The sequence below is a fragment of the Roseimicrobium sp. ORNL1 genome (assembly GCF_011044495.1).
Lineage (GTDB): Bacteria > Verrucomicrobiota > Verrucomicrobiia > Verrucomicrobiales > Verrucomicrobiaceae > Roseimicrobium.
On record NZ_CP049143.1, the window covers coordinates 2148420 to 2173193 of the forward strand.

14 protein-coding genes are annotated in these 24774 nt (G+C 60.6%); 10 read left to right on the plus strand and 4 right to left on the minus strand.

Going from position 1 to position 24774, the window contains the following annotated elements; genetic code table 11:
* Positions 1–636 precede the first annotated feature (636 nt).
* The 3 genes from G5S37_RS08615 to G5S37_RS08625 all read left to right on the plus strand — a co-directional run bounded on the left by G5S37_RS08615 (position 637) and on the right by G5S37_RS08625 (position 7245).
* Positions 637–918: a hypothetical protein gene (locus G5S37_RS08615; protein ID WP_165202740.1), complete on the plus strand. Its 282-nt coding sequence runs from the start codon at positions 637–639 to the stop codon at positions 916–918.
* A 340-nt stretch (positions 919–1258) separates the two neighbouring features.
* Positions 1259–2617, plus strand: a complete 1359-nt coding sequence (gene thrC, locus G5S37_RS08620; RefSeq protein WP_165202742.1) for a threonine synthase — start codon at positions 1259–1261, stop codon at positions 2615–2617.
* Between the two features lie 170 nt (positions 2618–2787).
* The gene (locus G5S37_RS08625; RefSeq protein ID WP_165202744.1) at positions 2788–7245 is read left to right on the plus strand and encodes a discoidin domain-containing protein; all 4458 of its coding nucleotides are present in this window, start codon (positions 2788–2790) and stop codon (positions 7243–7245) included.
* Positions 7246–7422: 177 nt separating this feature from the next.
* Here G5S37_RS08625 and G5S37_RS08630 read toward each other — a convergent pair whose 3' ends face one another.
* Positions 7423–7833 (minus strand): thioesterase family protein, encoded by a 411-nt coding sequence (locus G5S37_RS08630; RefSeq protein ID WP_165202746.1) that lies wholly within the window; start codon positions 7831–7833, stop codon positions 7423–7425.
* Positions 7834–7937: 104 nt separating this feature from the next.
* Positions 7938–9509, minus strand: a complete 1572-nt coding sequence (locus G5S37_RS08635; protein ID WP_206026362.1) for an arylsulfatase — start codon at positions 9507–9509, stop codon at positions 7938–7940.
* Positions 9510–9749: 240 nt separating this feature from the next.
* Between G5S37_RS08635 and G5S37_RS08640 the strand changes: the two genes are divergently transcribed.
* From G5S37_RS08640 to G5S37_RS08655, 4 genes are all read left to right on the plus strand, one after another.
* Positions 9750–12695: a PVC-type heme-binding CxxCH protein gene (locus G5S37_RS08640; protein WP_165202750.1), complete on the plus strand. Its 2946-nt coding sequence runs from the start codon at positions 9750–9752 to the stop codon at positions 12693–12695.
* 32 nt (positions 12696–12727) lie between these two features.
* Positions 12728–14041: a Gfo/Idh/MocA family oxidoreductase gene (locus G5S37_RS08645; protein ID WP_165202752.1), complete on the plus strand. Its 1314-nt coding sequence runs from the start codon at positions 12728–12730 to the stop codon at positions 14039–14041.
* A gap of 327 nt (positions 14042–14368) precedes the next feature.
* Positions 14369–15514 (plus strand): DUF3142 domain-containing protein, encoded by a 1146-nt coding sequence (locus G5S37_RS08650; RefSeq protein ID WP_165202754.1) that lies wholly within the window; start codon positions 14369–14371, stop codon positions 15512–15514.
* Positions 15504–17714 (plus strand): hypothetical protein, encoded by a 2211-nt coding sequence (locus tag G5S37_RS08655; RefSeq protein WP_165202756.1) that lies wholly within the window; start codon positions 15504–15506, stop codon positions 17712–17714. The genes G5S37_RS08650 and G5S37_RS08655 overlap by 11 nt, the downstream gene beginning before the upstream one ends.
* A gap of 32 nt (positions 17715–17746) precedes the next feature.
* Here the strand turns inward: G5S37_RS08655 and G5S37_RS08660 are convergent, their stop codons facing one another.
* Together G5S37_RS08660 and pheT are read right to left on the minus strand one after the other, a co-directional pair.
* Entirely contained in the window at positions 17747–17962 is a 216-nt protein-coding gene (locus G5S37_RS08660) for a hypothetical protein (RefSeq protein ID WP_165202758.1), read from the minus strand.
* A 449-nt stretch (positions 17963–18411) separates the two neighbouring features.
* Positions 18412–20814, minus strand: coding sequence for a phenylalanine--tRNA ligase subunit beta (gene pheT / locus G5S37_RS08665; protein WP_165202760.1), 2403 nt, complete (start codon positions 20812–20814; stop codon positions 18412–18414).
* Between the two features lie 236 nt (positions 20815–21050).
* Here pheT and G5S37_RS08670 point away from each other — a divergent pair, with 236 nt between their 5' ends.
* From G5S37_RS08670 to G5S37_RS08680, 3 genes are all read left to right on the plus strand, one after another.
* Positions 21051–21938, plus strand: a complete 888-nt coding sequence (locus tag G5S37_RS08670; RefSeq protein ID WP_165202762.1) for a hypothetical protein — start codon at positions 21051–21053, stop codon at positions 21936–21938.
* Positions 21939–21981: 43 nt separating this feature from the next.
* A complete protein-coding gene (locus G5S37_RS08675) occupies positions 21982–23088 on the plus strand; it encodes an HTTM domain-containing protein (protein WP_165202764.1) in 1107 nt (368 codons plus the stop codon).
* Between the two features lie 88 nt (positions 23089–23176).
* Positions 23177–24733: an autotransporter outer membrane beta-barrel domain-containing protein gene (locus tag G5S37_RS08680; protein WP_165202766.1), complete on the plus strand. Its 1557-nt coding sequence runs from the start codon at positions 23177–23179 to the stop codon at positions 24731–24733.
* Positions 24734–24774 lie beyond the last annotated feature (41 nt).

A 24774-nucleotide genomic window follows, 5' to 3' on the forward strand; every position in this document is an offset into this window, starting at 1 on the left:
GACGGAGAAGCGCCCGGTCTTTGTCACTCGGACAAAGAACCGCTTGAAAAGACATGGCACACCCTGAAGGAGGCTGGACCTCGGGCGTAGGCGTCGCGGGAGACCTGGCCCGATACGTCGCTTGGGGTCCCGTTGGCCCTGAAAGAGTGGGGCATATCGGAAGGCGTGTCTGCGGGCCCGGCGGAGGAATTCTCCAGTTCGCGGACGCATTCCTCGGCAGCGGCGATTTGCTGCAGAAACGCCTGCTCCTGAATGGCCCAACTTTCCGTGTGAAAATGGCCTGCCGTTCGGTGAGCCTCAAGAATGCGGTGTAAAAAATGAACCCTCCACCTGGCGTGGCCCAGCTCAGTGCACTCGTCGGCATTCATGAGATTAAGAGCGTTGGGAAAATATTCGCAGCGATTGCAGTGAAACGCAAGCGCGAGATAAATAATTATTCGCTTCCGGGAGGCTTTACCCAGGATTGAGGAGCCCCTGCGCGGGATGTGCAGGCCGTTTGTGGGGTGTTTTCTTACCCCGCATTCTTTGCGTGTGCGCAGTTAAGCCGCATGTCGGCGCGAGTCCCGCCACGTGCTTAGTCATGATGAAGGTCGACTTAGGATTGATCATTTTGGAGTCATTCGGCAGACTTTCTTTATGCCCCTAAAAATCGCTGCAATGCGTCGTGCCGTGCAAGCCGTGCACGGATGCGAAGCGGAGCATTTGCAGAGTACCCTCGTACAAGAGGTTCAGGAGGGACACACGCTGTGGTCCGGGCAGGTGGAGATCTTCCGCTTGAGTGGGCACCATGCTGCCGACCGCGCCTATGTATGGGCCCAGTGGGAGGAAGGCGAAGAACGGTACATCTCTGTGCTGAATCTTCCCCCCATCTCCTCCGCACGCGAGGCCGTGCTGACAACGCTCGTCAGGACGGTGTAAGCAGGCGGTGCCTCCGCTCCGGCTGATCTATTTTGGGGGCGCTAAAAAGGGGCCGCCTGGCTATATGAGTCTCCCGCTGGCGCTCGCAGTGTGACTTGATGCGTGCGAAATGCGAACTTGGACTTTGGTGAGGGTGCGCCTGTAACGAAGCTCACCACGGTAGGTGGCAAGAGGTTTGCGGGCAACGCTGCGGACAAATTCGAGACGGCTGAGCCTTTCAAGTTCATGCCGGCGGACGCGAATTTGAGGCGGTGCGAGGGGGTGCCAAACGTCACCATTTCCGCTTGGTGATCTGGCGGGGTTCGGCCATGTTATTTGCCCTTCCAGTCCAGTTCAGTCCATGCAGTACATTTCCACACGCGGCCTCACGCACCCCCACACCTTTTCCCAAGCTGTAGAAGCCGGTCTCGCTCCGGATGGCGGTCTTTTCCTGCCGGATACGTGGCCGGACATCAGCGGCAAGCTCGCCGGATGGGAGAAGCTGGGCTACGCGGAACTGGCGGCGGAATTTTTCACGCTCTTCGCGCCGGACATCCCGCGTGAGGAGTGGCACTCGCTGACGCAGAGGGCATATGAGCGCTTCGACTCGCCTGATGTGGCGCCGCTGCGGAAGCTGGATGAGAAGACGTATGTGCTGGAGCTCTTCCACGGGCCCACACTGGCCTTCAAGGACTTCGCCCTGCAACTCCTCGGCCTGCTGTACAAGCGCCAGGTGGAGCACACCGGCAAGCGGCTCGCCGTGCTGGGTGCCACCTCCGGAGACACGGGCTCCGCGGCCATCCACGGCTGCATGGGGCAGGACGGGATTTCCATTTTCATCCTGTATCCGAATGGCCGTGTGGCTCCGCTTCAGGAACGCCAGATGGCGTGTACGGGTGCGGCGAATGTTTTTGCCATCCCGGTGCCGGGTACGTTCGATGATGCTCAGCGCGTGGTGAAGGAGACGTTCGGTGATACCGCGTTTGCCGCGACGCATCACCTCTCCGCGGTGAATTCCATCAACATCGCCCGCGTACTCGCCCAGTGCGTGTACTACATCTGGGCATGGTTGCGTCTGCCGGCGGAGGCGAGGGGGGGCGTGGAGTTTGTGGTGCCCACGGGGAACTTCGGCAATGTGCTCGCCGGCTGGATGGCGCAGCGCATGGGCTTGCCCGCCGGAACTTTCCGCGTGGCGACGAACCAGAATGACATCCTGTACCGCTTCTTCACCTCAGGTGAGTACCGCCAGGGGGACGTGCATCCCAGCTACGCGCCCAGCATGGACATCCAGGCGGCGTCGAACTTCGAGCGCTTCCTCTACTTCCTGCTTGGCGAAGATGCCGCGAAGGTGCGCGAGACCATGGAGCAGATGCGTAGCGGTGATCCCGTGACCATTCCTGCCGGTCACTCCGCCATGAAGGCCTCCCGCATGACGGACGCAGAAATCCGCGAGACCATTGGTCGCGTGCATGCCACCTATCGTTATGTGGTGGACCCGCACACTGCGTGTGGATTCACCGATCTGGCGACGGACCGCGTGAGCGTGGTGCTGGCCACGGCCCATCCCGCCAAGTTCCCGGAGGTGGTGCAGTCCGCCACCGGCACGGAGCCCACGCATCCCACGCTTGAGGCATTGAAGAGCAAGCCGCTGGAGACGCATCCTCTGGACGCGACTCCGGAAGCGGTGAAGGCCTTCATTGCGACGCAAAAGCGGGCGTGAGTGGCGGCGCGCATCTGTCAGAATGCGAAGATACGCAGGGGGTTGTTCCTCAAGCGTGTAGGTATGGCGTGTGCTGCGATGGCACGTTCATGACAACCTGTGATAGTCACATTCTCCAAATGTGATGCAAAAATGCTCCTGAGTCCGCGTATTGTGCCTCCCGTTTTTTCATGAAGCTCACCCTAGTTTCGCTCGCCGTCCTCATCACCAGCGCCTTCACGGCGACGGTCTACTCCGCAGAAGCCAAACCTCTCCGCGCGCTGCTCGTGTGCGGTGGCTGCTGCCATGACTATGCCAAGCAGCATGTCATCCTGAAGGATGGTATCCAGGCCCGGGCGAATGTGCAGGTGAGCGTGATCCACGCGGAGGACCGCGGCACAGCTCCATACTTCCCCATCTACGAGAACAAGGACTGGTCCAAGGGCTATGACATCATCATCCACGATGAGTGCGCGGCCAGCATGAAGGAGCCGCAGTATGTGCAGAACATCCTGGATGCCCACCGCAACGGCCTGCCCGCGGTGAACCTGCACTGCGCCATGCATTCCTATCGTATCGGGAAGAATGACTGGTTCGAGTACATCGGCCTGCAATCAGCGAGCCATGGCCCGCAGGAGCCGATTGAGCTCAAGTTTGTGGATACGGAGCATCCCATCACGAAGCCGCTCAAGGACTGGACCACCATCAAGGAGGAGTTGTACAACAATGTGAACGTCTTCGGCGCGCATCCGCTGGCCATGGGCAAGCAGCGCATCAAGCAGAAGGACGGCAGCATTAAGGACGTGGACTACATCGTCGCCTGGACGAATGAATATGGTGACAAGAAGACGAAGGTCTTCAGCACCACCATCGGCCACAACAACGACACGGTGGCGGATGCCCGCTACCTCGACCTCGTGACTCGCGGTCTGCTCTGGGCTGCCGGCAAGCTTAATGACGACTATCTCAAGCCCTATAAGGGTGAGGCGGGAACGTTTGTGAATCTTCCCAAGCCCGACGCACCTGTTGCCACCGCTCCCGCTCCTGTGGCGCAACCCGGCGCGATTGCGAAGGACGCGACTCCCGTGAAGCTCACCGCTTCCAGCGAGGAATCCGGCAAGGGCAACTTCACCTGGCGCGCGGTGGATGGCGACAAGAACACCCGCTGGTGCGCGGGCAGTGGCGGCTTCCCGCAGTGGCTGCAGCTTGAGTTTGAAAAGCCCCAGCAACTGACCGGTGCGAGCATCGTGTGGGAGGGCGGCAACAACGCGTACAAGCACGTGATTGAAGGCTCGGCCGATGGGAAGACGTGGACTGTCCTGGCTGATGCAAAGGAAAACCAGAAGGGTGGCGACAGCGCGCACACCTTCACGGGCAAGGACATCAAGTTTGTGCGCATCAACGTGCTCGGCACGTCGCAAGGTGGCTGGGCCAGCATCCGTGAAGTCTCGCTGAAGGGCGAGGGTATCAAGTCTCTCGGTGCCAAGGTGGATGCCAAGCAGGTGGCCGCAGCGAAGAAGGAAGAGGCGAAGGCCGCTGATCCATTCGCGAAGGAAGGGAACGTCGCGCCGAAGATCGTGAAGCTTACTCCGGCTCAAGAAGCGGAGATCCTGAAGGATGTGAAGGTGCCGGATGGCTTCGATGTCACCCTCTTCGCCCCTCCGCAGTCGGCGAACTATCCGGTATTCATCGCCGCCGCGCCGAATGGTGACCTGTATGTCTCCAGCGATGGCAATGGCTCCCTGGGCCGCAACCCGGGTCGTGGCCGCATCCTGCGTCTGCGCGACAAGGATGGCGATGGTCGTGCTGATGAAGTGACGGAGTTTGTGAAGGATCTCGATGCGCCTCGCGGCCTCGTGTGGGACAACGATCGCCTCTACGTGATCCATCCCCCGGACATGAGTGTCTTCATCGACAAGGATGGCGACGGTGTGGCGGAAGAACGCAAGACGCTGGTGAAGGGCATTGCGTTTGGTTATGCGGATCGCCCCGCGGACCACACCACGAATGGTCTGAGCCTTGGCATTGATGGCTGGCTGTACATCGCCGGTGGGGACTTCGGTTTCATGGATGCGGAAGGCACCGATGGTACGCGCCTGCAGCATCGTGGTGGTGGTGTGATTCGTGTGCGTCCGGATGGCTCCGGTCTCTCGCTGTATGCCACCGGCACGCGCAATATTCTGGAAGTCGCCGTGAGCCCGCTCATGGACATCTTTACGCGTGACAACACCAACGACGGCGGTGGCTGGAATGTGCGCTTCCACCATTTCACCGGTGGATTCGCCGACCACGGCTATCCTCGCCTGTACAAGAACTTCAATGATGAAGCCATCCAACCGCTGGCGGACTACGGCGGTGGCTCCGGCTGCGGCGCGGTGTACATCGATGAGCCTGGATTTGGCACCTGGAACAATGCTCCTTTCACCGCGGACTGGGGCACCGGCGCATTGTGGCATCACAGTGTGAAGCGCAAGGGCGCGACCTATGAGGAGACGGAAGCTCCGAAGCCCTTCATCAAGATGACGCGTCCCACCGATGGTGATGTGGATGCGATGAGCCGCGTGTACTGCGCAAGCTGGAAGGGCGCGACCTTCAACTGGGAAGGTCCGGATGTGGGCTACATCGTCTGCGTACGGCCGAAGGATTACAAGGCGGAGGCGCTGCCGGAGTTTGCCAAGGCCAGCGATGCTGAACTGGTGAAGCTTCTTGAGTCGCCAAGCAATCGTCGCCGCATGGAAGCGCAGCGGGAACTGGTACGCCGTGGCTTGCCGAAGAACACTTTTTCGACCTTGCAGACTCTGGCGTTTGACAAGACGGTGCCCATGGCGACGCGGGCGGCTGTGATTTTTGCAGCCTCGCAGGTGCCCGAAGCGGGCAAGGAAATCATTGGAACCCGTCAGGTTGAAAATGGCGATGCCGAATTTGCCGGCATCGTGGCAAAAGCGTTGGCGGATGTCGCTCTCCTGATGCCAAGCCCCAATGTGTCGGAGAACTTCACCATCCCTGATGCCTACAAGACATCGGCAGGGCTTGCAGAACTTTCGCGTTTCATTTCCAATGCGAAGGCTTGGCCCACAAAGACGTTGGTGGACTACGCTAAGCTTGCCTTCGGAGATGCTGATGCCGTGACCCAACACGTGGCCGTGCAGGCGCTTGCGAAACTGAAGGCTCAGGAAGCCTGCTTCACCCTATTCGACAGCGCAGACAGTTCCGCGCAGATCAAACTCAATGCCACGCGTGCCCTGCAGAAGATGCATGAGCCTGCCGTGGTGGACGGCCTCATCAAGCGCATCAACGAGACGACCGCGACCGAGCCGCGCAAGCTGTTGCTCTCCGCTCTGTGCCGCCTGCATTTCCATGAAGGCGAGTGGAAGGGTGACTCGTGGGGTACGCGTCCCGACACGCGCGGACCGTACTATCAGCCCGAAGCCTGGGCTGAGACTCCGAAGGTCGCCGCTGCGATCAAGGAGGTGCTGAGCAAGGCTACGCCTGAGGAGTCTTCCTTCCTCGTGAGCGAGCTGAACCGCAACCGCATCCAGTTCAATGAAGCGCTGGAGCGCATCCTCACGCTGGCGAAGAATGATGCGAAGCTCATCCCGGATGCTGTGGGCCAGCTCGCCGCTGCAGAGAATATTCCTGCTGCCGGTGTGCCGCTGCTGATTGCTGCCGCATTGGACGAATCGAGCAGCGCGACCGTGCTTTCACAGGCGGTGGCTGCACTTGCCAAGACGGATAGCGCGGAAGGTGCGCGGGCGTCTTTGACCGCACTGGTCACGCTGGGCAAGGCCCAGGGTGCCGGTAAGGAACAGGAAGCCGCACGCAATGCCTTCCTCACTTCGCCCAAGCTGGAGAATCATCATCAGCTTCTCGAAGTAGAAGCGGAGAAGATCGGCACTCCCACTGCGCAGTGGGCGGACATGGCTCTGCTGAACCTTAGCGCCCGCACCAGCGGAAGCCCTGAGTCGCGTGAACTGTCTGGCAAGGCGCTCAATGCAGGTTGGGAGCATGATGTGAAACGCCGTACGCAGATCCTCAAGGCCGTGGCTTCGCTGAAGCACAACCCTTATGCGGACAAGGTGCTTGCTGCTATGGACGACCCAGACAAGTCGGTGGCTTCCGCTGCGCAAAATGCGGCGAAGGCCATGAAGCTGGAAAAGAAGACCGCTGCCAGCGGTCCGCTCATTGGCACACTGAAGCCCGAAGACGTGATTGCCCAGGTGCTGAAGACCAAAGGTGATGTGGCACTCGGTGAACAGATCTTCTCCCGCGCTACTTGTGTGGCCTGCCACACCACCAGCATGGATCAGCCACAGAAGGGCCCCTACCTGGGCAACATCGCACAGACCTACAAGCGTCCTGAACTGGCTCAGAACATCCTCGATCCGAACAAGACCATCGCCCAAGGCTTCGCCTCGGAGGTCTTTACGCTGAAGGACGGCACCCAGCAGCTGGGCTTCATCACGCTGGAAAGCGCCGACAGCGTGAAGGTGCGCAACATCGCCGCGCAGGAATTCACCTTCGCCGTGAAGGACATCGCCAAGCGCGACAAACTTCCCATCTCCATGATGCCGCCCGGTTTGGCGAATAACCTCACCGTGCGCGAGTTCGCGAGCCTGCTGGATTATCTGGAAGCGCTGGCGAAGAAGTAGCTGGGAGAAGTTGGGATCAGGGATTTCAACACAGCGCCGAGCGGAGCGAGACGACTGCGAAGCAGCCCGAAGGGTGAGGACGGCAGGACGAATCAAACACGGAGACACAGAGACACGGAGGATTTTTGGTGGAGATGCTAAACGGCATCTCCACCTCACGGCCTGCATGAGAAGGCATTAGACCGAGTACTTCTCGATGATCCAATCCGGGATGGATTCCGGCCGGCCGGTGTCGAGCTTCACCATGGTGAAGACGCACCAGCCCACACAGGCAGGGCGCCGTGTTGTTCCCTTCAGTATTTCAAATCGCACCTCTACGTCCGGGCTGCGGATGTCCTCCACCCAGGTGCGCACCACGAAGCGCTCGGCCATGTCCAGTGCGCGCTTGTACTCGAAGTGCGAGGTCTTCACATACCAGCCCAGTCCTTGCTTCAGGAACTCTTCCATGCTCATGCCGTAGCAGCGCTCCATCTGGTCAAATCGCGCCGCCAGCAGGTAGTCCAGATAGCGACTGCTGTGCACGTGACGGAAGAGGTCGATGTCGTCCGGACGGACTTGGAGTTCGGTTTCGAACTTGGAGCGTTGCATGGGGGAAGGGTTAAGGATTAGGAGTTATTGGTTAAGAGCCTCAGGTTCGTTACTCATAACATCTAACCCATAGCTCTTAACATGGAATTCGCGCACAGGGCTCGTCACTTCCCTTGCGTGGTCGCCGGAGCACTGTCCTCCGCATCCTTCACAAACTGCTCATCAAGCTTCTTCCACTCTGTCGCCATGTCGCGGACGCGGTCAGGATCTGCACCGGCGAGATTGGTCGACTCGCTGCGGTCCTTGGAGAGGTCGTAGAGTTCCCAGGGCTTGTCTGGTGAGTCGCGGACGATTTTCCAATTCTCCATGCGCAGACCGCTGTTGTTCTCGTGGCGGAAGTAGAGTGACTCATGCGTGACGGAGCCGTCAGTGGAGAACGCTGGCACTAAGCTCTTGCCAGGGAATGGGGGAGCGGTGGCGTTGTTCCACTGCAGGTCGGGGTGCACACCGGTTGCGTCGAGGATGGTGGGAAGGATGTCGACGACGTGGCCGGTATTGGTGCGCAGTTCATTGCGTGCTGAGATTCCCGCGGGCCAGTGCGCGATGAGCGGTGTGGAGATGCCGCCTTCGTGCACCCAGATTTTGTGGCGTCGGAAGGGCGTGTTGCAAGCGGTTGCCCAGCCGGGGCCGAGGCAGAGGTAGGAGGCGGCGGAACCCATGGGCGCGGTGTGGTCGTGCCCATCGCCCCGTACAAGGATCTCGGCGCTGGCACCGTTGTCGGAGAGGAGCAGGATGAGTGTATTCTCTGCGGCGTTCATGGCTTTCAACTGGGCCAGTACGCGTCCTACTTCCTGATCCATGCGGTCAATCATGGCTGCGTGGATGGCCATCTTCGTGGCTTGAAACTCCTTCTGCTGGGGCGTGAGCGAATCCCACGGCACTGCGTACAGCGTTTCCGCTGGGCCCAATTTCATGAGCGTGTCTGGCGCTCCGCTGGGCGCTTTGATTTCCGGTTCCGGCTTGGAGAGGGGGCTGTTCACCAGATTGAGCGAGCGCATCTTCTCATAGCGTCGCTGGCGGATGATCTCCCACCCCTCAAGATACTTCGTCTTGTAGCGTTCGATATCCGCCGCTGGAGCTTGCAGTGGGAAGTGGGGCGAGGTGTAGGCAAGGTAGAGGAAGAAAGGCACGCTGCCGTGTTCCTCTGCATGTCCCTTCAGGTATTTCAGTGCATAGTCCGTGATGGCGGTGGTGGCGTAATAGCCGTCTTCGCGCTTCACAGGAGGCAGGTGCCTATCATCTTCCGTGTGACTCTTGGGGTCGAAGAAGCGGTTCTGATCTTCCAGGGCGTAGCTGTGGTCGAATCCCGCATCCTGCACCTGGCGTGGTGCCGCGGTTACGTGCCACTTGCCACTGTGGTAGCTGCGATAGCCGGCGGGCTTCAGGTACTTCGGGAGCGTGCGTGTCCAGTCTGGGAGCTTGCGTCCGCGTTGTTGCGGATCCATGCGCACCTGCTGCGGATAGTAGCCGGTCATCAGCGCGGCGCGGGTGGGCCAGCAACGAGCGGTGTTGTAGAACTGGGTGAAGCGCAGACCACCATTGGCCAGGCTGTCCAGATTGGGCGTGGCGATCTCGCTGCCGTAGCAGCCGAGGTCCGAGTATCCCAGATCATCTGCAACGATGAGTACGATGTTCGGCTTGGATGCAGGTGCTGCTGATGCCCCCGTCCCGATCATGATAAGAACCGAAAAGAGGCATGCGCCAAAAGTCGACAAAAGGGAAGAGTATTGCGTCATGACAAGGAAGTGAGTTGGAGCCGTCCTCTGCAACGAAGACAAGCATCGGAAGATTGCATCAAGCTTCGAGTGAAAAAGAAGTGGTGACATGGTGTTGTCTGAAATGGCATAAAAGTCGTCCGAAGAATGAAGTCGTCTTCCGGCGTTGAATGTGGCGAAATAACTGGACTCGCTCACTTCATGAAACGTCTTCTTGTCTTGCTCAGCCTCTTTACGCTTGTCTCATTTACCCAAGCGGCGGAAGGGCCAATTCGTGTCCTGTATGTGGACCCTGATGCGATTGAGCAGATGGCCACAGGGCCGCTGCATGAAGCGATGGAGGCCTTGGGGCGGGATGCAATCTGGTTCGACTATCTGAACGATGAGAAGCAATGCACCGCCGCGCTACTGAAGCACTACGATGTGGTGTGTGAGCGTCGCAAGGCGGGTGCTCCCACGAAGCTCAACGGGACTGGCAATGGCATCCTTACCGCCGTCAACGGGCGTGAGTTGAATGCGGTTCCGGTGCAGGACATGAGCAGTGCGCAGGAGATTCGCGAAAAGGTACTCGCGTCCCTGTCTCCTGAGCGCAAAGCGGCATGGGAGACATTTCTCAAAGACCGCGAACCCGAGAAGCGCGAGGCGAATCCCAACGTGGCGAACTATGAGAAGCGTCCCGAGCCCATCACCTACCAGTTCCCCATGAGTGTGAAAGCGAGCATGCAGCGCACCCAGGTGCCTGCGGACATGGAGTTGCAGCTCTTCGCGTCCGAGCCGGACATTGCCAAGCCCATCGCCATGGCGTGGGATGAGCGCGGCCGCTGCTGGATTGCGGAGACACGTGACTATCCCCACGGCCATGTGGAGAACGGCGAAGGGCACGACTCCATCAAGATTTGCGAAGACACCGATGGCGACGGCCGCGCGGACAAGTTCACAGTCTTTGCGGACAAGCTGAATCTGCCGACCAGCCTTGTCTTTGCGAATGGCGGACTCATCATCACGCAACCCCCGCGTTTGATTTTCCTCAAGGACACCAATGGCGATGACAAGGCCGATGTGCGCGAGGTGCTGATGGATGCGTGGGGCGTGCGCGACACCCATGCGCAAGCCAGCAGCCTGCACTATGGTCTCGACAACTGGATCTACGGATGCGTGGGGTATTCGGGCTTCAAGGGCACGGTAGGTGGCAAGGACATGGAGTTCGCCATGGGCACGTATCGTTTCCGCCCGGATGGATCCAGCATTGAGTTCCTGCATCAATTCACCAACAACGCCTGGGCACACAGCGCGAATGAAGCGGGGGATCAGTTTGGTGGCACGGCGAACGGCGCTCCCATCTTCTACGGAGGTATTCCCAATGCGGTCTTTCCCCAAGGCTTGCGTCCCGTGAGCGCGCGGAAGATCAATGTGGTGGACAAGTGCCACGCCATCACCATGAACCATCGCCAGGTGGACGTGTTCGGTGGATACACCTCCGCGGCGGGCAGTGCCTTCATTGACTCGGATCAAGTGCCAGCGCGCTTCCGTGGCAAGGCCATGGTGTGCGAGCCCACGATGAAGGTGGTGGCGCTCATGGATGTGCAGCCGCAGGGCGCGGGCTATGTGGCAAAGGACTACATGAACCTCGTGGCGAGTACGGATGAATGGATGTCACCTGTGTTCGCGGAAGTGGGGCCGGATGGCGCGGTGTGGTTCGCGGACTGGCAGAACTTCATCATCCAGCACAACCCCACACCGAGCATTGAGCGCGGTGGCTACAAGGCAGAGACGGGCCCCGGCGGCGCGCATCTCAATGACCTGCGCGATCATGCGCGTGGCCGAATCTATCGCGTGGTTGGGAAGGACCACACCCTGATGGGCAAGGAACTCAAGACACTGAAAGGCGTGCCTGAGGAGGTAAAGCTCGCGGCACTGGGCAATCCCAATCCCTTCTGGCGTCTCACCTCGCAGCGCATGCTGGTGGAGGAGCCGACGATGGCGATCGAACCCTTGCGCAAGATGGTCACCGCAAATGATGGCGACATCGCTGCGCTGCATGCCTTTCGGACGCTGCAAGGTGTGGGCCAGCTCGACGAGGTCACGCACAAGGCCGCACTGCTGGCGAAGGATGCGCGTCTGCGCCGCAACGCCATCCGCGCGCTGGGTGAAGACAGCAAGTCACTGGCGCTTTTCTTCGGCACGGGTGTGGTGTCCGATCCAGAGCCGCATACAAGGCTGGCTGCACTGGTGAAGCTGGCGGCATTTCCCACCACGCCTGAAATCAAGACGTTGGTGTCGCGCGTCAGTTCGGATGCTGCGATGAAGCAGGACGAGTGGCTGGGCGACACGCTTCGCATCCTGGCGAAGAAGCATGGTGCCAATGCGTGGAAAGAGGGGCCGAATCTCCTGCCCAACCCTGGATTCGAAGAGCTCGCAGAGAATGGTCTGCCCAAAGGCTGGACACGACGTGACTACGGCAAGAACCCCGGCAATGAGAAAGCGGAATGGAAGGTGATGAATGGCGCCGACCGTGCCCACAGCGGCGGGCAGTTCGTGCGCATTATCACCCGAGATGATGCCGACACCAGCCTGTACGCGGACGTGACGCTGAAGCCGAATACGCAATACCGCCTGAGCGCCTGGGTGCGCGCGCATGCCATGAAGGGCAAGGTGAGTCTGAATGACCACATCGGCCGCGCTGAAACTGAGAAGCTCACGGCGAAAGAGAGTGGCTGGGTGGAGGTGGAAACCACCTTCGACAGCAAGGAACGCGCGAAGGCGAGCATCAACTTGCTGCATGTCGCGAAGGGTGATGGCTTCTTCGATGACGTGAAGCTCTGCGAACTCCTGCCGGTGGAGGATGCCGAGGAAAAGGTGTTGGCTGGTGATCCGAAACGCGGTGAGGAAATCTTCTGGAAGCATCCCGTGGCGGCCTGCATGAATTGCCATGTGCTTCATGGAAAGGGTAGCCCGGTGGGACCTGCGCTGGATGGCATCGCCTCACGCAAGGATGAAGCCTATCTGTGGAAGAGTCTCACCGAGCCAAATGCGGTGCTGGCAGAAGGCTACACCGCCACGCCAGTATCTCCCATGCCGCCGATGAATCTGATCCTCAAACCCCAGGAACTGGAGGACATCAAGGCTTTCATCCTTTCACTGAAATAGTCCGCAGGTCAGCAGCTTTCTAACGCACGCGTATGAACTCGCATCCTTCCCGCCGTTCCTTTCTCGCACAGATCCTCGCTGCCGGTGTGGCGCCCTGCGTGGTTCCTGCCCATGTGCTTCGCGCACAGTCCGCACCCTCCAACAAGATCACCCTCGGGGTCCTCGGCACGGGATCACAGGGCATCGTGGACATGCGGGCCTTTCTCAATCATGACGACGTGCGGGTGACCGCATTGTGCGATGTGAATACGAAGAACCTCGAGCGCGCGAAGTGGCACATCCAGGAGCGCTACGCCAGCGCCGATGTGAAGGTGTACAAGGATTTCCGCGAGCTGCATCGCGACCCCTCCATCGACGCCGTCCTGATGGCGTTGCCGGTGCACTGGCACAGCATACCTGCGACAGACGCCGTGCTGCAGGGGAAGCACATCTACCACGAGAAACCCATGGGCATGTCCATCGAAGAGTCGAAACACGTGCGCGCTGCCGTGAGGAAGAAGGGTATCGTGTTTCAGTTCGGCACACAGCAACGCTCCGACCTGAAGTTCCGCTGGGCCTGCGAGTTGGTGCGCAACGGACGACTGGGGAAGATGAAAGAGATCCGCGTGGGCGTGCCCGGTGGCAAGAAGGCCGCTGCCTTTGAAGAACAGCCTCTGCCGGATTTCGTGGACTGGGAGCGCTGGGTGGGCCCGGCGCCCTTCACCGCGTACAATGAAAAGAAACTGCAGCGCGATAACCACGAGAACATCACGAACTTCTCCCTCGGCATGATTTCCTGTTGGGGTATCCATCACTTGGATATCGCCTCATGGGGGAATGATACGGATGCTACCGGTCCTGTAAGCATCGAAGGGGCAGGGGAGTATCCAGACGGCGGCGGATGTGATGCCGTACTGAGCTGGAAACTTCGCTATGAATTCGCGAATGCCGCTCCCATCACCTTTGTGAATGAAGGCAGGGACAACATCAGCCACGGCACCACCTTCGAGGGCGAGAACGGCTGGGTGCACGTGAAGCGCGGCGCCATCACGGCGAGCTCACCCGACCTCCTGCGCGATCCTGCGAACAAGGTGGGAAGCATGTCGATCAAGCTTCCGGAGAGCCTTGAGCACACGCGGAACTTTGTGGATGCGGTGAAGTCCGGCGGCAGCATGAAGCCTATCTGCGATATCGAGACCGCCGTGCGCTCAGATGCCTTGTGCCAGCTTGCATCAGTGGCCTTGAAAGCGAAGCGTGCCCTGAAATGGGATCCTGTTGCGGAGAATTTCGGTGCGGATGCGGAGGCGAATGCGCTCCTCGCGGCACGGCCATTCCGTGGTGAGTGGAAGTTGCCGGAGGTGGGGTGAGATTTCGGACCGCAACGTAGCCGATTGCAGCCCTGGGAGCGCTGGCCTCCGGCCGGCGTATTGGGGTGACGAACCTGTAGTGTGATGAATCACGTCACACGCCGGCTAGAGGCCAGCGCTCCCAGGGCCGCGTCCGCGTTTGCATGTTCGTCGGGGCTTTTCTATGTTTGCGCGATGCCCCGTTTATTCAGCACTTCGTTTCTCGGCGCGGTGCTATTGCTGAGCGCATGCAGGGAGGCTGAACCTCACCCCTCTTCCGCTAGCCTCCCAGACGGTGCACCCCTCTCACAGCGCGCCTACATCTGGCGGCGTGATTGGAATGCACCCGTGGCTGCGAGTCTGGCAGAGGGCAGGGAAGTGCTGGATGGCTGTGTAGTACTGGGAGCCGAGATCGAATGGAAGAGCGGCAATCCCCGCGCGATCAAACCGCGTGTCGACTGGCTGGCACTGCGCGCCTTTGGCAAGCCCGTGAGCGTGGCCATGCGCATCGCGCCTTCGCCGGGACCGTTCAGCGAGACTGGATCCATCACCGAAGCGCTCTGCGCCACGGCTCGAGAACTCACAGCGGAGGCGAAGTCTGCGGGGGTGAGCCTTGCGGAGTTCCAACTCGACTTTGACTGTGCGCAGAAAAAGCTCGCAGGGTATACCCAGTGGGTGCGTGCCATCCGCCGTGCGGTGGAACCGGCGCCGCTCGTCATCACCACGCTGCCGTCGTGGCTTCCGGAACCGGCATTTCCAGCGCTCGTATCGGAAGCTGGGGCATATGTGCTGCAGGTGCATTCCGTGGCTTCTCCACGCGGTGATGAGAACACCATGATCTGCAATCCAGTCGAAGCACGACAGTGGGTAGCGCAGGCGGTGAAGCTTGGATTGCCCTTTGAGATCGCGCTGCCGACGTACCGTTCGGTGGTCGGCTACAGTCCGGATGGAAAGCTGCTGGGCGTGGTCTCAGATTCCGTTCGGCCCACATGGCCCCCGGGCACGCAGTTGAAGGAATACTCCGCGGACGCCGCAGCCATGGCGGCGCTCGTGGCGGAGTGGCAAAAACAAAAGCCTGCCACGTGTCGGGGACTCCTGTGGTACCGCCTTCCTGTGGCGACGGACGAGAACAACTGGCGCTGGCCTACACTCCGCGCCGTGATGGCGGGACGTGCTCCCAAGGGATCGTGGAAGGTGCGTGTGGAAGGAGCCACTCCCTCCCCAGCGGGGAATCCAAATCCGGCGGACTTTGTTCTGATGAATGACGGAGAAAGCGATGGTCCACCCGGCTGCAGCATCGTGGCCCGCTGGGAGGGGGACGCTGTGCCCACCGCGGAAGCCCTGCCGGGCTGGGAAGTGAAGATGGAGTCACAGCAGGCCACGTTTTTCCCCACCGTGACGAATCAACGCCGATTGCCGCCGGGGGAGGAGTGTGCTATTGGGTGGCTGCGCCTCGAACCGGCCGCACCGCTGCATGTGGAAGTTGTCCGTTAAAGTTGGGCTGGCGATTTTTATCGCGAGCATCAGTAGTCCCACTCTTTTTGCCACGGGCATGTGGATGCCGCGCTCGTGGATTGGTGAGCGAGGTGAGCCCATGGTGGCGCCTCCGGAGTTCTTCTGGGAACTGGAGGTGAAGCGCATTGCCACCGAGTTCACTCCACCGGAGAAACGCGTGCCCGCGCCGCTGCCAGCGGATGCTGATCCAACCAACACGGAGACGATGGTCGGCTTTCGCGATGCCTTCACGGCGAAGGTGGATATCGCAGAGTTTGAAGCCGCGCTGAAGAACGGCGAGGTGAAAAGCGCGGATGACGCTAAGGCACTCCAGGCGCACAAGCACGCGCGTCAGACCTTGAGCGGCATCGCTGAGGGTGATAAGGAAGTTGCGGAAGCGCAGGAGGATCCCGGTGAGTTTGCTGATTATCATCGGGGAGCACTGGCCATGGCAGACTCGAAGCTGCCCGAGGCGAAGGCTGCGTGGGAAGCACTGCTGAACCGGCCAGCTGCCGAGCGGAAGTACCGCTCCACGTGGGCTGCCTACATGCTGGGGAAACTCGCCATCGATGAGAAACGCTACGCGGATGCCGTGCAGCATTTTCAGCAGTGTCGCCAGCTTGCGAAGGACGGCTTTGTGGATGGATTGGGACTGGCGGCGGAAAGTTATGGCTGGGAGGCGCACGCGGAGCTGGAGTCCGGTCATGCGGAGAAGTCAGCGCGGCTGTACCTCACCCAGCTTGCTCTCGGCGATCCTTCTGCGGTGGTATCGCTGAAATTCCTGGTGCCAGATCGTGATGAGGTGGCGAGTTTCAGTGATGAGCTGCAGGCGCTTGGAGCGACGGTCGCTGTCGCCTACGGCGTGGAAAACGTGGAAGATGCCCTCGCCAAGGCAGCCGCGGATCCCGTGCTGCGCCAGCTCGTCACAGCACACGTGCTCGCCGGTGGTGTGGATACGATCTGGGAGGACGGTGCGACCAAGTCCAAGCCGAATCCGATGAGGCAGGCTCGCTGGCTTGAAGCAGTGGCGAAGGCTGGTGCGAAGGAAACGCCGGACGCTGAGCACCTCGGTTGGGTGGCTTACAGCATGGGGAAGTATCAGGATGCCGAGCGCTGGCTGAAGCTCTCCAAGGGGAAGACTCCAGCGGCCCAGTGGCTTCGAGCCAAGCTGGCTCGTAGAAACGGCGACCTGAAGTTGAGTGCCACGCTCATGTCCGAAGTGGTGCACGGGCTTCCCAAGAATGAAGAAATGGAAGCCAGCATCGGTGAAGGTGATCTGCCACTTCCCTCCGTGAGTGCCTGGGAGGACTTGGGAGCGCTTCAGCTCGGTCGTGGTGAGTTCTTGCTCGCACTGGACAGCTTCATGGCTCTTCCAGACATGTGGGATGATGCTGCGTATATCGCGGAGCGTGTGCTCACCACCCAGGAGCTTCTCGACTACACGGAGAAAAAATATCCGAAGCCACAGCCGAAGAAGGAAGAGGACTACAGTGTGGATGTGCCCGCACGCTTCCGGGCGCTGGTGGGTCGCCGTCTCGTGCGCGAGGGACGCTATGAAGATGCGAAGGCGTATCTCCCGGAAAAGGAGCTTCCCCATTTGGAAAGATACATTGCTGCGCTCAAGGTGGGGAACAACGAGAAGACCCCAAAGAAGGAGCGTGCCCGTGCACTCTTCACTGCCGCATGGGTGGCGCGGTACCATGGCATGGAACTCATGGGCACTGAGGGCGGCCCAGACTCAGCTTCCGATGGCGGCATGTTCGCCGCAATGAATGTGGCCATGGAACGCCTGTCAGGGCAGAAGCAGTTTTCCGGATTTGCCGATGAAGAGGAGGACTTCAAGCCCGGTCCCGTGAGCACGGTCATCCCGGTGACTGCCGCAGAGAAGAAGCGTCTTGCTGCCACGAAGCTGAATCCCGAGAAGCGCTATCACTATCGCCACATCGCAGCGGGCCTGGCGTGGAAGGCTGCATCACTCCTGCCGGATCAATCAGCCGAGGCTGCCGACGTGCTGAATACCACGGGTAACTGGCTCAAGGCGCGGTATCCAAAAGAGGCGGATCGTTTTGTGCAGGCGCTCGAACGACGCTGCGACAAAACCGAAATCGGCGCCGAGGTGATCAAGAAGCACTGGTTCGTCGATGTCGGCGGACCGTGGAGTGCGGAGGAGCTTGCGAAGGATCCTCCTGAGCCGAACTGACTGGTCAAGGCATCCCTCCAGCCAGCCAGGGCTCAGTCTCTCCAGCCCTGATAGAAGCCGATGTTCATCCTGCCTCCGCGTCTCTCGACGTTCTGCGCGAGCATCACCATGTCAGGATCGTCATAGCCCGACTCGATGGGGCGAGGCCGCTGTTGTGTGGCGCGCGTGGGATGCTGCTGCGGAGTGGTGCAGTTGGCCAGCGTCATCGTGAGCACCGCGGCTGCGAGGAGATAAGAGCAAGCTTTCATTGGCGGGGGAAATGGCTGCTTTCGGGACGAGTGTACCACACGGAGGCAAATCGTCCATCCACGCGGGTGCAAATCACGTACCGCTCTTGCCCGGAAATGAATGGCCTTTTGCACGATGGCAGGGCGTCGTGTTCAACATCAATCATCTCTGCGGAAAAAAGAAAACCGCCCCACCGGAGCAAGCTCAACAGTAGGGCGGTTTAGGATCCCACGTGTGCCGTCTGGGCAGCTGGCTGCCGTTCCCAAATAGAGCGACAGGGTGGGGATCCGCTGGCAGGTACGTTTGCAGTCCAGTTAAGGCGTGGCATTGGCACCAGATGCGCAACCCCCGGTGCTTTCAATTATCGGTTCGGGCCATGTGCGACCCAAAAGACGAGCACTGCAGGAGAGTGGTTTCCGTTTCCGGAAAAATGGGGTGATGTGAAAAGAGCGAGAGGAAAAGTCTGTTATCAGCGAATGGTAGCGGGGAGCGTGCCAACCAGTGCCTTGAGCACCCGGCTGTGCGCTTCGTCCACTTCCTTCGACTCCAATGTTCGATCTGTGGCGCGATAGGTCAAGCTCCAAGCGACTGACTTTTTGTCGCTTGCGAGTTTCTGGCCCGTGTGATCTGCGAAGACGTCAAACACTTCTGCACCAGCGAGGAGCGGTTCTTTTTGCGAAGCGAAGAAGGCGGCAATCTTCGAGGTGGGAAGATCTGCCGGCACCTCCAGTGCCACGTCGCGCGTAATGCTCGGGTAGCGTTGCAGTTCGGTGAATTTCGTCGTGCCCTGAGCGCCTTGTTGCAGCGCGCTGAGCGAGAGCTCGGCGACATACACAGGATGACGAGCATCGAGTTCACGCACGCGTGCAGGATGCACTTGGGCGATCCATCCGAGTGTCTTGCTGCCGCGCTTCACTTCGGCGGAGAGCAGCCAGCCTTCGAGCGGCTTCGTCACGAGTTCGATGCTGCTGCCTGCGATGCCCGGCAGTGTTTCCAGCACGCCACGCAGGTGGAAGATATCCACCGCAGGGCTTTCCTGTTGCGCCCAGCTTGAGGCATCGGCAGGACCGCTGAGCAGCACGGCAATGCGCTCCTCTTCACGGTTCGTGCCGTTCGGGTTCATCAGGAACACACGGCCAATCTCAAAGAAACGCAGGCGCTGCAGACCCTGGCGGATGTTCAGCGCTGCGGTGGCGAGCAGACCTGGGACCAGACTCGGGCGCAGCGTGGTGTGATCTTCGCTGAGGGCATTTTTCACGGCCACGGACTTCTCGGGCGTGACCGGCTGGCCAAGCACATCGTTGAGCTGTGAGGTGGCGATGAGGCGTAGCGTTTGCGCTTCGAAGAATCCACGCTCCACCAGCGCATTGCGCAGCGTCATGGTGAAGTCATAGGTGCGATCCGTGGCCTGCGCGGGAGAGAAGGCGCCTGCTGCACGGCTCGGCACACGATCCAGTCCGACTACGCGTGCGACTTCTTCGACAAGATCGATGGAGCGCTGCAGGTCGAGACGATGCGAGGGAATCTGCCACTTCGAAGAGTCGCGTCCCTTGGCGCCGAGAAGTTGGAGGCCGAGTGAGGAGAGCACCTTGTGCATTTCATACCGATCGAGATCCGGAATGCCGATGAGGGCCTTCGCTTTGAGTTCGTCGAACACGATGTCCTTCACGAGCACGGGCGCCTTGCCTGCGACGAGTACTTCTTCATCAGCCTTGCCACCGGCGATCTCGAGGATCAGCTTCGTGGCGAGTGCGGAGGCTTCCAGCACACCCTGCGGATCCACGCCGCGCTCGAAGCGGTAGCTGGAGTCGCTGCTGAGAATGAGGCGGCGCGAAGTGCGGCGCACCTGGCTGGGGGTGAAGTAGGCGGACTCCAGGAGGATGTTCGTGGTGCCATCCACCACGCTCGTGGCATTACCGCCCATGACGCCGGCGATGGCCACGGCACAGGCTTTGTCCGCGATCACGAGGTCTTCGGTGGTGAGCGCGTAGCTGTTGCCATCCAGCGCCACCATGGTTTCACCTTCTGACGCGTGGCGCACGATGATGCCGCCTTCCAGCTTGTCGGCGTCGAAGGCATGCAGCGGCTGGCCGACCTCGTGCAGTACGTAGTTGGTGATGTCCACCACGTTGTTGATGGGACGAAGGCCCACACTTTCCAGTCGGCTGCGCAGCCACTCTGGACTCGGTCCCACCTTCACGCCACGGATGTAGCGGGCGGTGTAGTAGGGGCAGGCATCCGGCGCATCGAGGCGCACCTGGCTCTTGGAAGCTTTCTCCTCTTCTGGAAGAGCGATTTCAGGAGTGCTCTTAAGAGCCTTGCCAGTGAGCGCTGCGAGTTCGCGGGCCAGACCCGTGTGGCTGAGGAGGTCCGAACGATTCGGGGTGATTTCGAGGTCGAAGACCACATCCGGGGGCACGATGTCCTTGAAGAGACTGCCAACCTTCAGCGCGGGGTCGAGAATGAGCAAGCCGCCGTGGTCATCGCCAATGCCGAGCTCGCGCCCGCTGCACATCATGCCCATGGACTCCACATCGCGGAGTTTGCCTGCCTTGATTTCGATGCCGCCGGGCAGCTTCGCGCCGGGGAGGGCGAGTGGGACCTTGTCACCCACCTTGTAATTCTTCGCGCCGCACACGATCTGGCGCTTCGTGCCGCTGCCGTCATCCACCTGCGCCACGCTGAGGCGGTCCGCATTCGGGTGCTGCACGGACTCCAGAATCTGCGCCACCACAATCTTGTCCGTGTCCACGCCGCGCACTTCGATGCCTTCCACTTCAATGCCAGCGAAGGTCAGCAGGTCGCGCAGGGATTCCACGGACGCATCGGCCAGGTCGAGGTGCGTCTTGAGCCAGGAGAGGGAGACTTTCATGAACGGGAAGGATCCGGAGTTTCGCCCCTGGGCGGGGGCGGGGATCACCGTCCGATTCAGGGGGGAAGATAGGTACGGATGGCGGGGCTTTGGGCAAGGGGAAATGCAATCTGCCGGGAGCGGCAGACACGGGCGGGAGAGTCGGCCTTGACCAGTGCAACAATGGTTTCACAATGGCGCACTGGCGGTTGTGTCGCGGAAATCCGCTGCCGCTGCCGTCTGCCAGCCATCCACCCATGTCCGGTCCCACTTCCATCCGTGATGAGGCGCAGCGAGGGCAGGGTGGCGTGCCCCGGGTGCTGGGGCCGAAGGTGAAGGCGGGCATCAGCCTCCTGATAGTGGCGCATTTCGCGGCGATGCTGCTGATGGTGGGCACCACCGAGGGCGGGCGCTACACGGCCCCGCCGCTGCTCCAGAAAGCGGCCGAGCCTGTCATGCCGTACGTGCGTTTCCTGGGGGTGAACAGCGGGTACCGTTTTTTCGCGCCGGACCCGGGACCTGCGAGCTTGATCTGGGCGCGGGTGGAGCGTGCCCAGGGAGGGGCGGTGTGGGTTGAGTATCCCTCACGGGAACGGCAGACGTGGACCCTGGCCTACCAGCGGGAGCTCTATCCGGCGATGCTGCTGGGCGCTCAGGTGGCGCCGGGGGATATGGTCATGGCGCCGGGGCGGCCACGCGTTTCGGAAGTCGGCCTGACCTACGCCATGGCCTTTGCGAGACGACTGGCGCGGCTGCATGGAACTGCGGCCAATCCGGTGACGCGGGTGGAACTGTACTCAGTCTCCCATGCCATTCGGATGCCGCAGCAGGTCCGGAGTGGATGGGATGCGGAAGACCTACGCCTCTACTTTCCGGCGAGCGTCGGTACCTACTCTGCCGAAGGCGTGCCGCTTGGCGCGGCTGCCAGCATTGGCCATGATCGTCGCGGCATCTTGGAATTGGCTGAGCGCATGCTGCGTGACGTCGGAGCCTCTGGTGCGCCGTTACAGCAGCAGAGCCCTGACATGCCCGGCACCCTCCGTCGACTGCTGCGGGAATACCCGGAACTCACTGCCGCAGGCGATGGCAGACCTCTGCAGGAGCGCATCGGCTCGGCGGTGATGAGCCGGGATGTGAATCCATGAAAGAGACTGGCTGCGACTGTGATGCATCATGGGATGACCTGAGATGAAAAATACCACCACCGGCAGAACGACGACCTCCCACATTTGGTGGCACAGCCTCTGGCACTCCTGGGATGCGTTCTGGTTTGCCGTGGCCCATCCAGCGCCGCTGGCGCTGGTGCGCATCCTCACGGCTGGTGTCTTGCTCTGGATCCATGCAGTCACCTGGACGCAGATCTCCGCGGTGGTAGGGGAGACGGCGTGGCTGGATCGGAAGGGGATGCAGGAGATGCGTCTCCTGGCGGAAGGCAACCACATGAGAGACTACCGTGACCCTGCGGGCACACTGGTACCTCTCTCGGGGCCACTTTTGGATGACGCTGGAAACCTCAAGCGGGATGCTGCGGGCAATCCCGTGCTCCCCACCAATCGCTGGTGGGGCACCTTTTCCCTCTGGCATCTGCTGCCTGAGTCACCGGGCATGGTGATGGCTGTGCAGGTGGGGCTCATCCTGGCCGCGGTGTGTGTGTTGATTGGAGTTGGCACACGCTGGGCGCTGCTCCTCACCTGGCTGGGACATGTGAGCTACGTCCAGCGCGGCATGGTCATCTACTCGGGCATGGACGCCATTCTCCTGTTGCTGCTCTTGTACCTGAGTGTGGGGCCGGCGGGCGCGGTGTGTTCCATCGATGCGTGGCTGAAGTCTCGCGGCAAGAGTGGACCAGGGATCGTTGTGCCCAGTACCTTTGCCAATATCTCACTCCGGCTCATTCAGGTGCACCTTTGCCTCATCTACTTCTGCGCGGGTGCGGCAAAGCTGCAGGGCCCCACCTGGTGGAATGGCACGGCGGTGTATTTGCTCATGATGAGTCCCGAGTACGGTGGGGTACCCGTGGAGTGGATGGCGCAGCATGAGATGCTGTGGCAGTTCGTCTCCCTGGCGGGCGGTATTTTCACGGTGGGATTCGAGTTGAGTTTTGCCTTTCTGGTCTGGCATCCACGGCTGCGACCGGTGGTGCTGGTGGCGGGACTCTTCCTTCACGTCATGCTCGCCCTTCTCAGTGGCCTCGGCGCTTTCCAGATGACGATGGTCGCGGCGCTGCTGGCGTTTGTGCCTGCCGAGACGGCCGGACGGATATTGCGGCAGCCTTTGCCCTTATCCCGCGGGTGAAGGCCCGAAGGTGCTTGATTCCCTCCACCAGTTGTCTTGACAAACAGCTGGCCCGGTGTTGCAATCTGCCCGGTTCCCTTTTTCCATCATGAAGACGCTCACCATTGCGAAGACAGGGGTGCTGGCTCTTATTCTCCTCGCTATCGGCGGGGTCATCACCAGTACCAGCCACGCGCAGGGGTTCCAAGGCGGAGGGTTCAATTTCAACTTCGGCGGCGGTGGAGGATTCCAAGCCGGTTTTCAAGGAGGCGGGTTCAACCAATTTGGCGGAGGAGGAGGCTTTCAGGGAGGTTTCGGTGGCGGAGGTGGATTCCAAGGTGGTGGCAGTTTCAATTTTGGCGGCCAAGGGGGATTCCAGGGCTTCCAGCAATTCGGTGGACAGAGTGGCTTCCAGGGCGGTGGTGGTGGTGGATTCAATCAGTTTGGTGGCGGTGCCGTGCAGCCGTTTAGCAGCTCGGCCACGGCCAATGCGACCTTTGCAGCTGGCAGCGTGGGAGGGCAGCCGGGCTTCTTGATCGTCACCACCAGTAACTCGGGTGTGTTGGCGATTGATGCCGCGGCCATCGGTTCCTGTGTCGTTTCAGGTCTGCCTGTCGCGCTTTCCCAACGGGAGCTGTTGCTCCACTCGGTGCGTGCCAGTACGCGGGATGTGAATGGGCGTCTCTTCCGCCTGCGCGCTGGTGGGGATCCGGCACCCGAGGCTGTGCCTGCGCCGCCTCCTGCGGTCGCGAGTGGCAAGGGCAAGGTGGTGGTGCAACCCCAGCCTATGCAGGTATCCACAGACGACGGCGCCTTCACCCTCTATGCAGGCAGTGGCTATGCCTCCGCAGACATGGATTGGCGCGGTCTCGCGAGCGGATTCGAAGCGGAAAGCTGGAGCGGTACTCTGGGAGTGGAGTGGCGTGTGGCGGATGATTTGGTGCTCGGTCTCGCGGGCACGTATCTCCAGACGGACGGTGACTTTGACAGTCGTGGAAGCGTGGATCTCGATGGCTTCGCGCTTTCCGCCTACGTGTCATGGACACCTGGAAATTTTTACGCGGACACGCTCTACAGCTTTGGCAGTTTTGAAGAGGACATCCATCGCCGCACTGGCTTGGGCACCACGGCACGCGCTGAGCCTGACAGCGAGAATCACTCCGTGGAGTTCAATGCCGGATACAACTTTCACTGTGGAGAGTTCCGCACCGGTCCCTTCATCGGCCTGGACTATCGAAACGGAGAGCTCGATGGCTATGCCGAACACGGAGCCGGCAGGGCGAATTTGTCCTATGAGGACCAGAAGTACGATTCGCTGGTGACACGCGTCGGCTGGCAGGCTTCTCGCCGGTTCGAGACTGGCTTTGGCGCCATCACCCCGCAGATACGCGCCGCATGGGAGCGTGAAAATCTGAATGCCAATGAGTTGGTGAAAGTCTCCCTGGGCAGCTCTCCCTATCGCTGGCTCTCGGGCGGAGGTGTGACTCCGGACTATGAAGTGCACGCGCGCACCGCTCGACCTGATGATGACTACCTGAATGTGGGTGGCGGCATTCTCATCGAAGTCGGTGCCAACTTTGCCATCCTTCTCGACTACGAGGGACACCTACTGCGGGGCGATGAACAAGAGCACTTTGCCTCCATTATTGCATCGTTGAAATTCTGAGGTGGTGGAGAGATCTGCCGCGAAGCAGGACGGGCAATGGA

Coding starts and splice junctions, on each gene's coding strand:
- G5S37_RS08615 (WP_165202740.1), top strand. CDS start 637: ATGCCCCTAAAAATCGCTGCAATGCGTCGTGCCGTGCAAGCCGTGCAC.
- thrC (WP_165202742.1), top strand. CDS start 1,259: ATGCAGTACATTTCCACACGCGGCCTCACGCACCCCCACACCTTTTCC.
- G5S37_RS08625 (WP_165202744.1), top strand. CDS start 2,788: ATGAAGCTCACCCTAGTTTCGCTCGCCGTCCTCATCACCAGCGCCTTC.
- G5S37_RS08630 (WP_165202746.1), bottom strand. CDS start 7,833: ATGCAACGCTCCAAGTTCGAAACCGAACTCCAAGTCCGTCCGGACGAC.
- G5S37_RS08635 (WP_206026362.1), bottom strand. CDS start 9,509: ATGATCGGGACGGGGGCATCAGCAGCACCTGCATCCAAGCCGAACATC.
- G5S37_RS08640 (WP_165202750.1), top strand. CDS start 9,750: ATGAAACGTCTTCTTGTCTTGCTCAGCCTCTTTACGCTTGTCTCATTT.
- G5S37_RS08645 (WP_165202752.1), top strand. CDS start 12,728: ATGAACTCGCATCCTTCCCGCCGTTCCTTTCTCGCACAGATCCTCGCT.
- G5S37_RS08660 (WP_165202758.1), bottom strand. CDS start 17,962: ATGAAAGCTTGCTCTTATCTCCTCGCAGCCGCGGTGCTCACGATGACG.
- pheT (WP_165202760.1), bottom strand. CDS start 20,814: ATGAAAGTCTCCCTCTCCTGGCTCAAGACGCACCTCGACCTGGCCGAT.
- G5S37_RS08670 (WP_165202762.1), top strand. CDS start 21,051: ATGTCCGGTCCCACTTCCATCCGTGATGAGGCGCAGCGAGGGCAGGGT.
- G5S37_RS08675 (WP_165202764.1), top strand. CDS start 21,982: ATGAAAAATACCACCACCGGCAGAACGACGACCTCCCACATTTGGTGG.
- G5S37_RS08680 (WP_165202766.1), top strand. CDS start 23,177: ATGAAGACGCTCACCATTGCGAAGACAGGGGTGCTGGCTCTTATTCTC.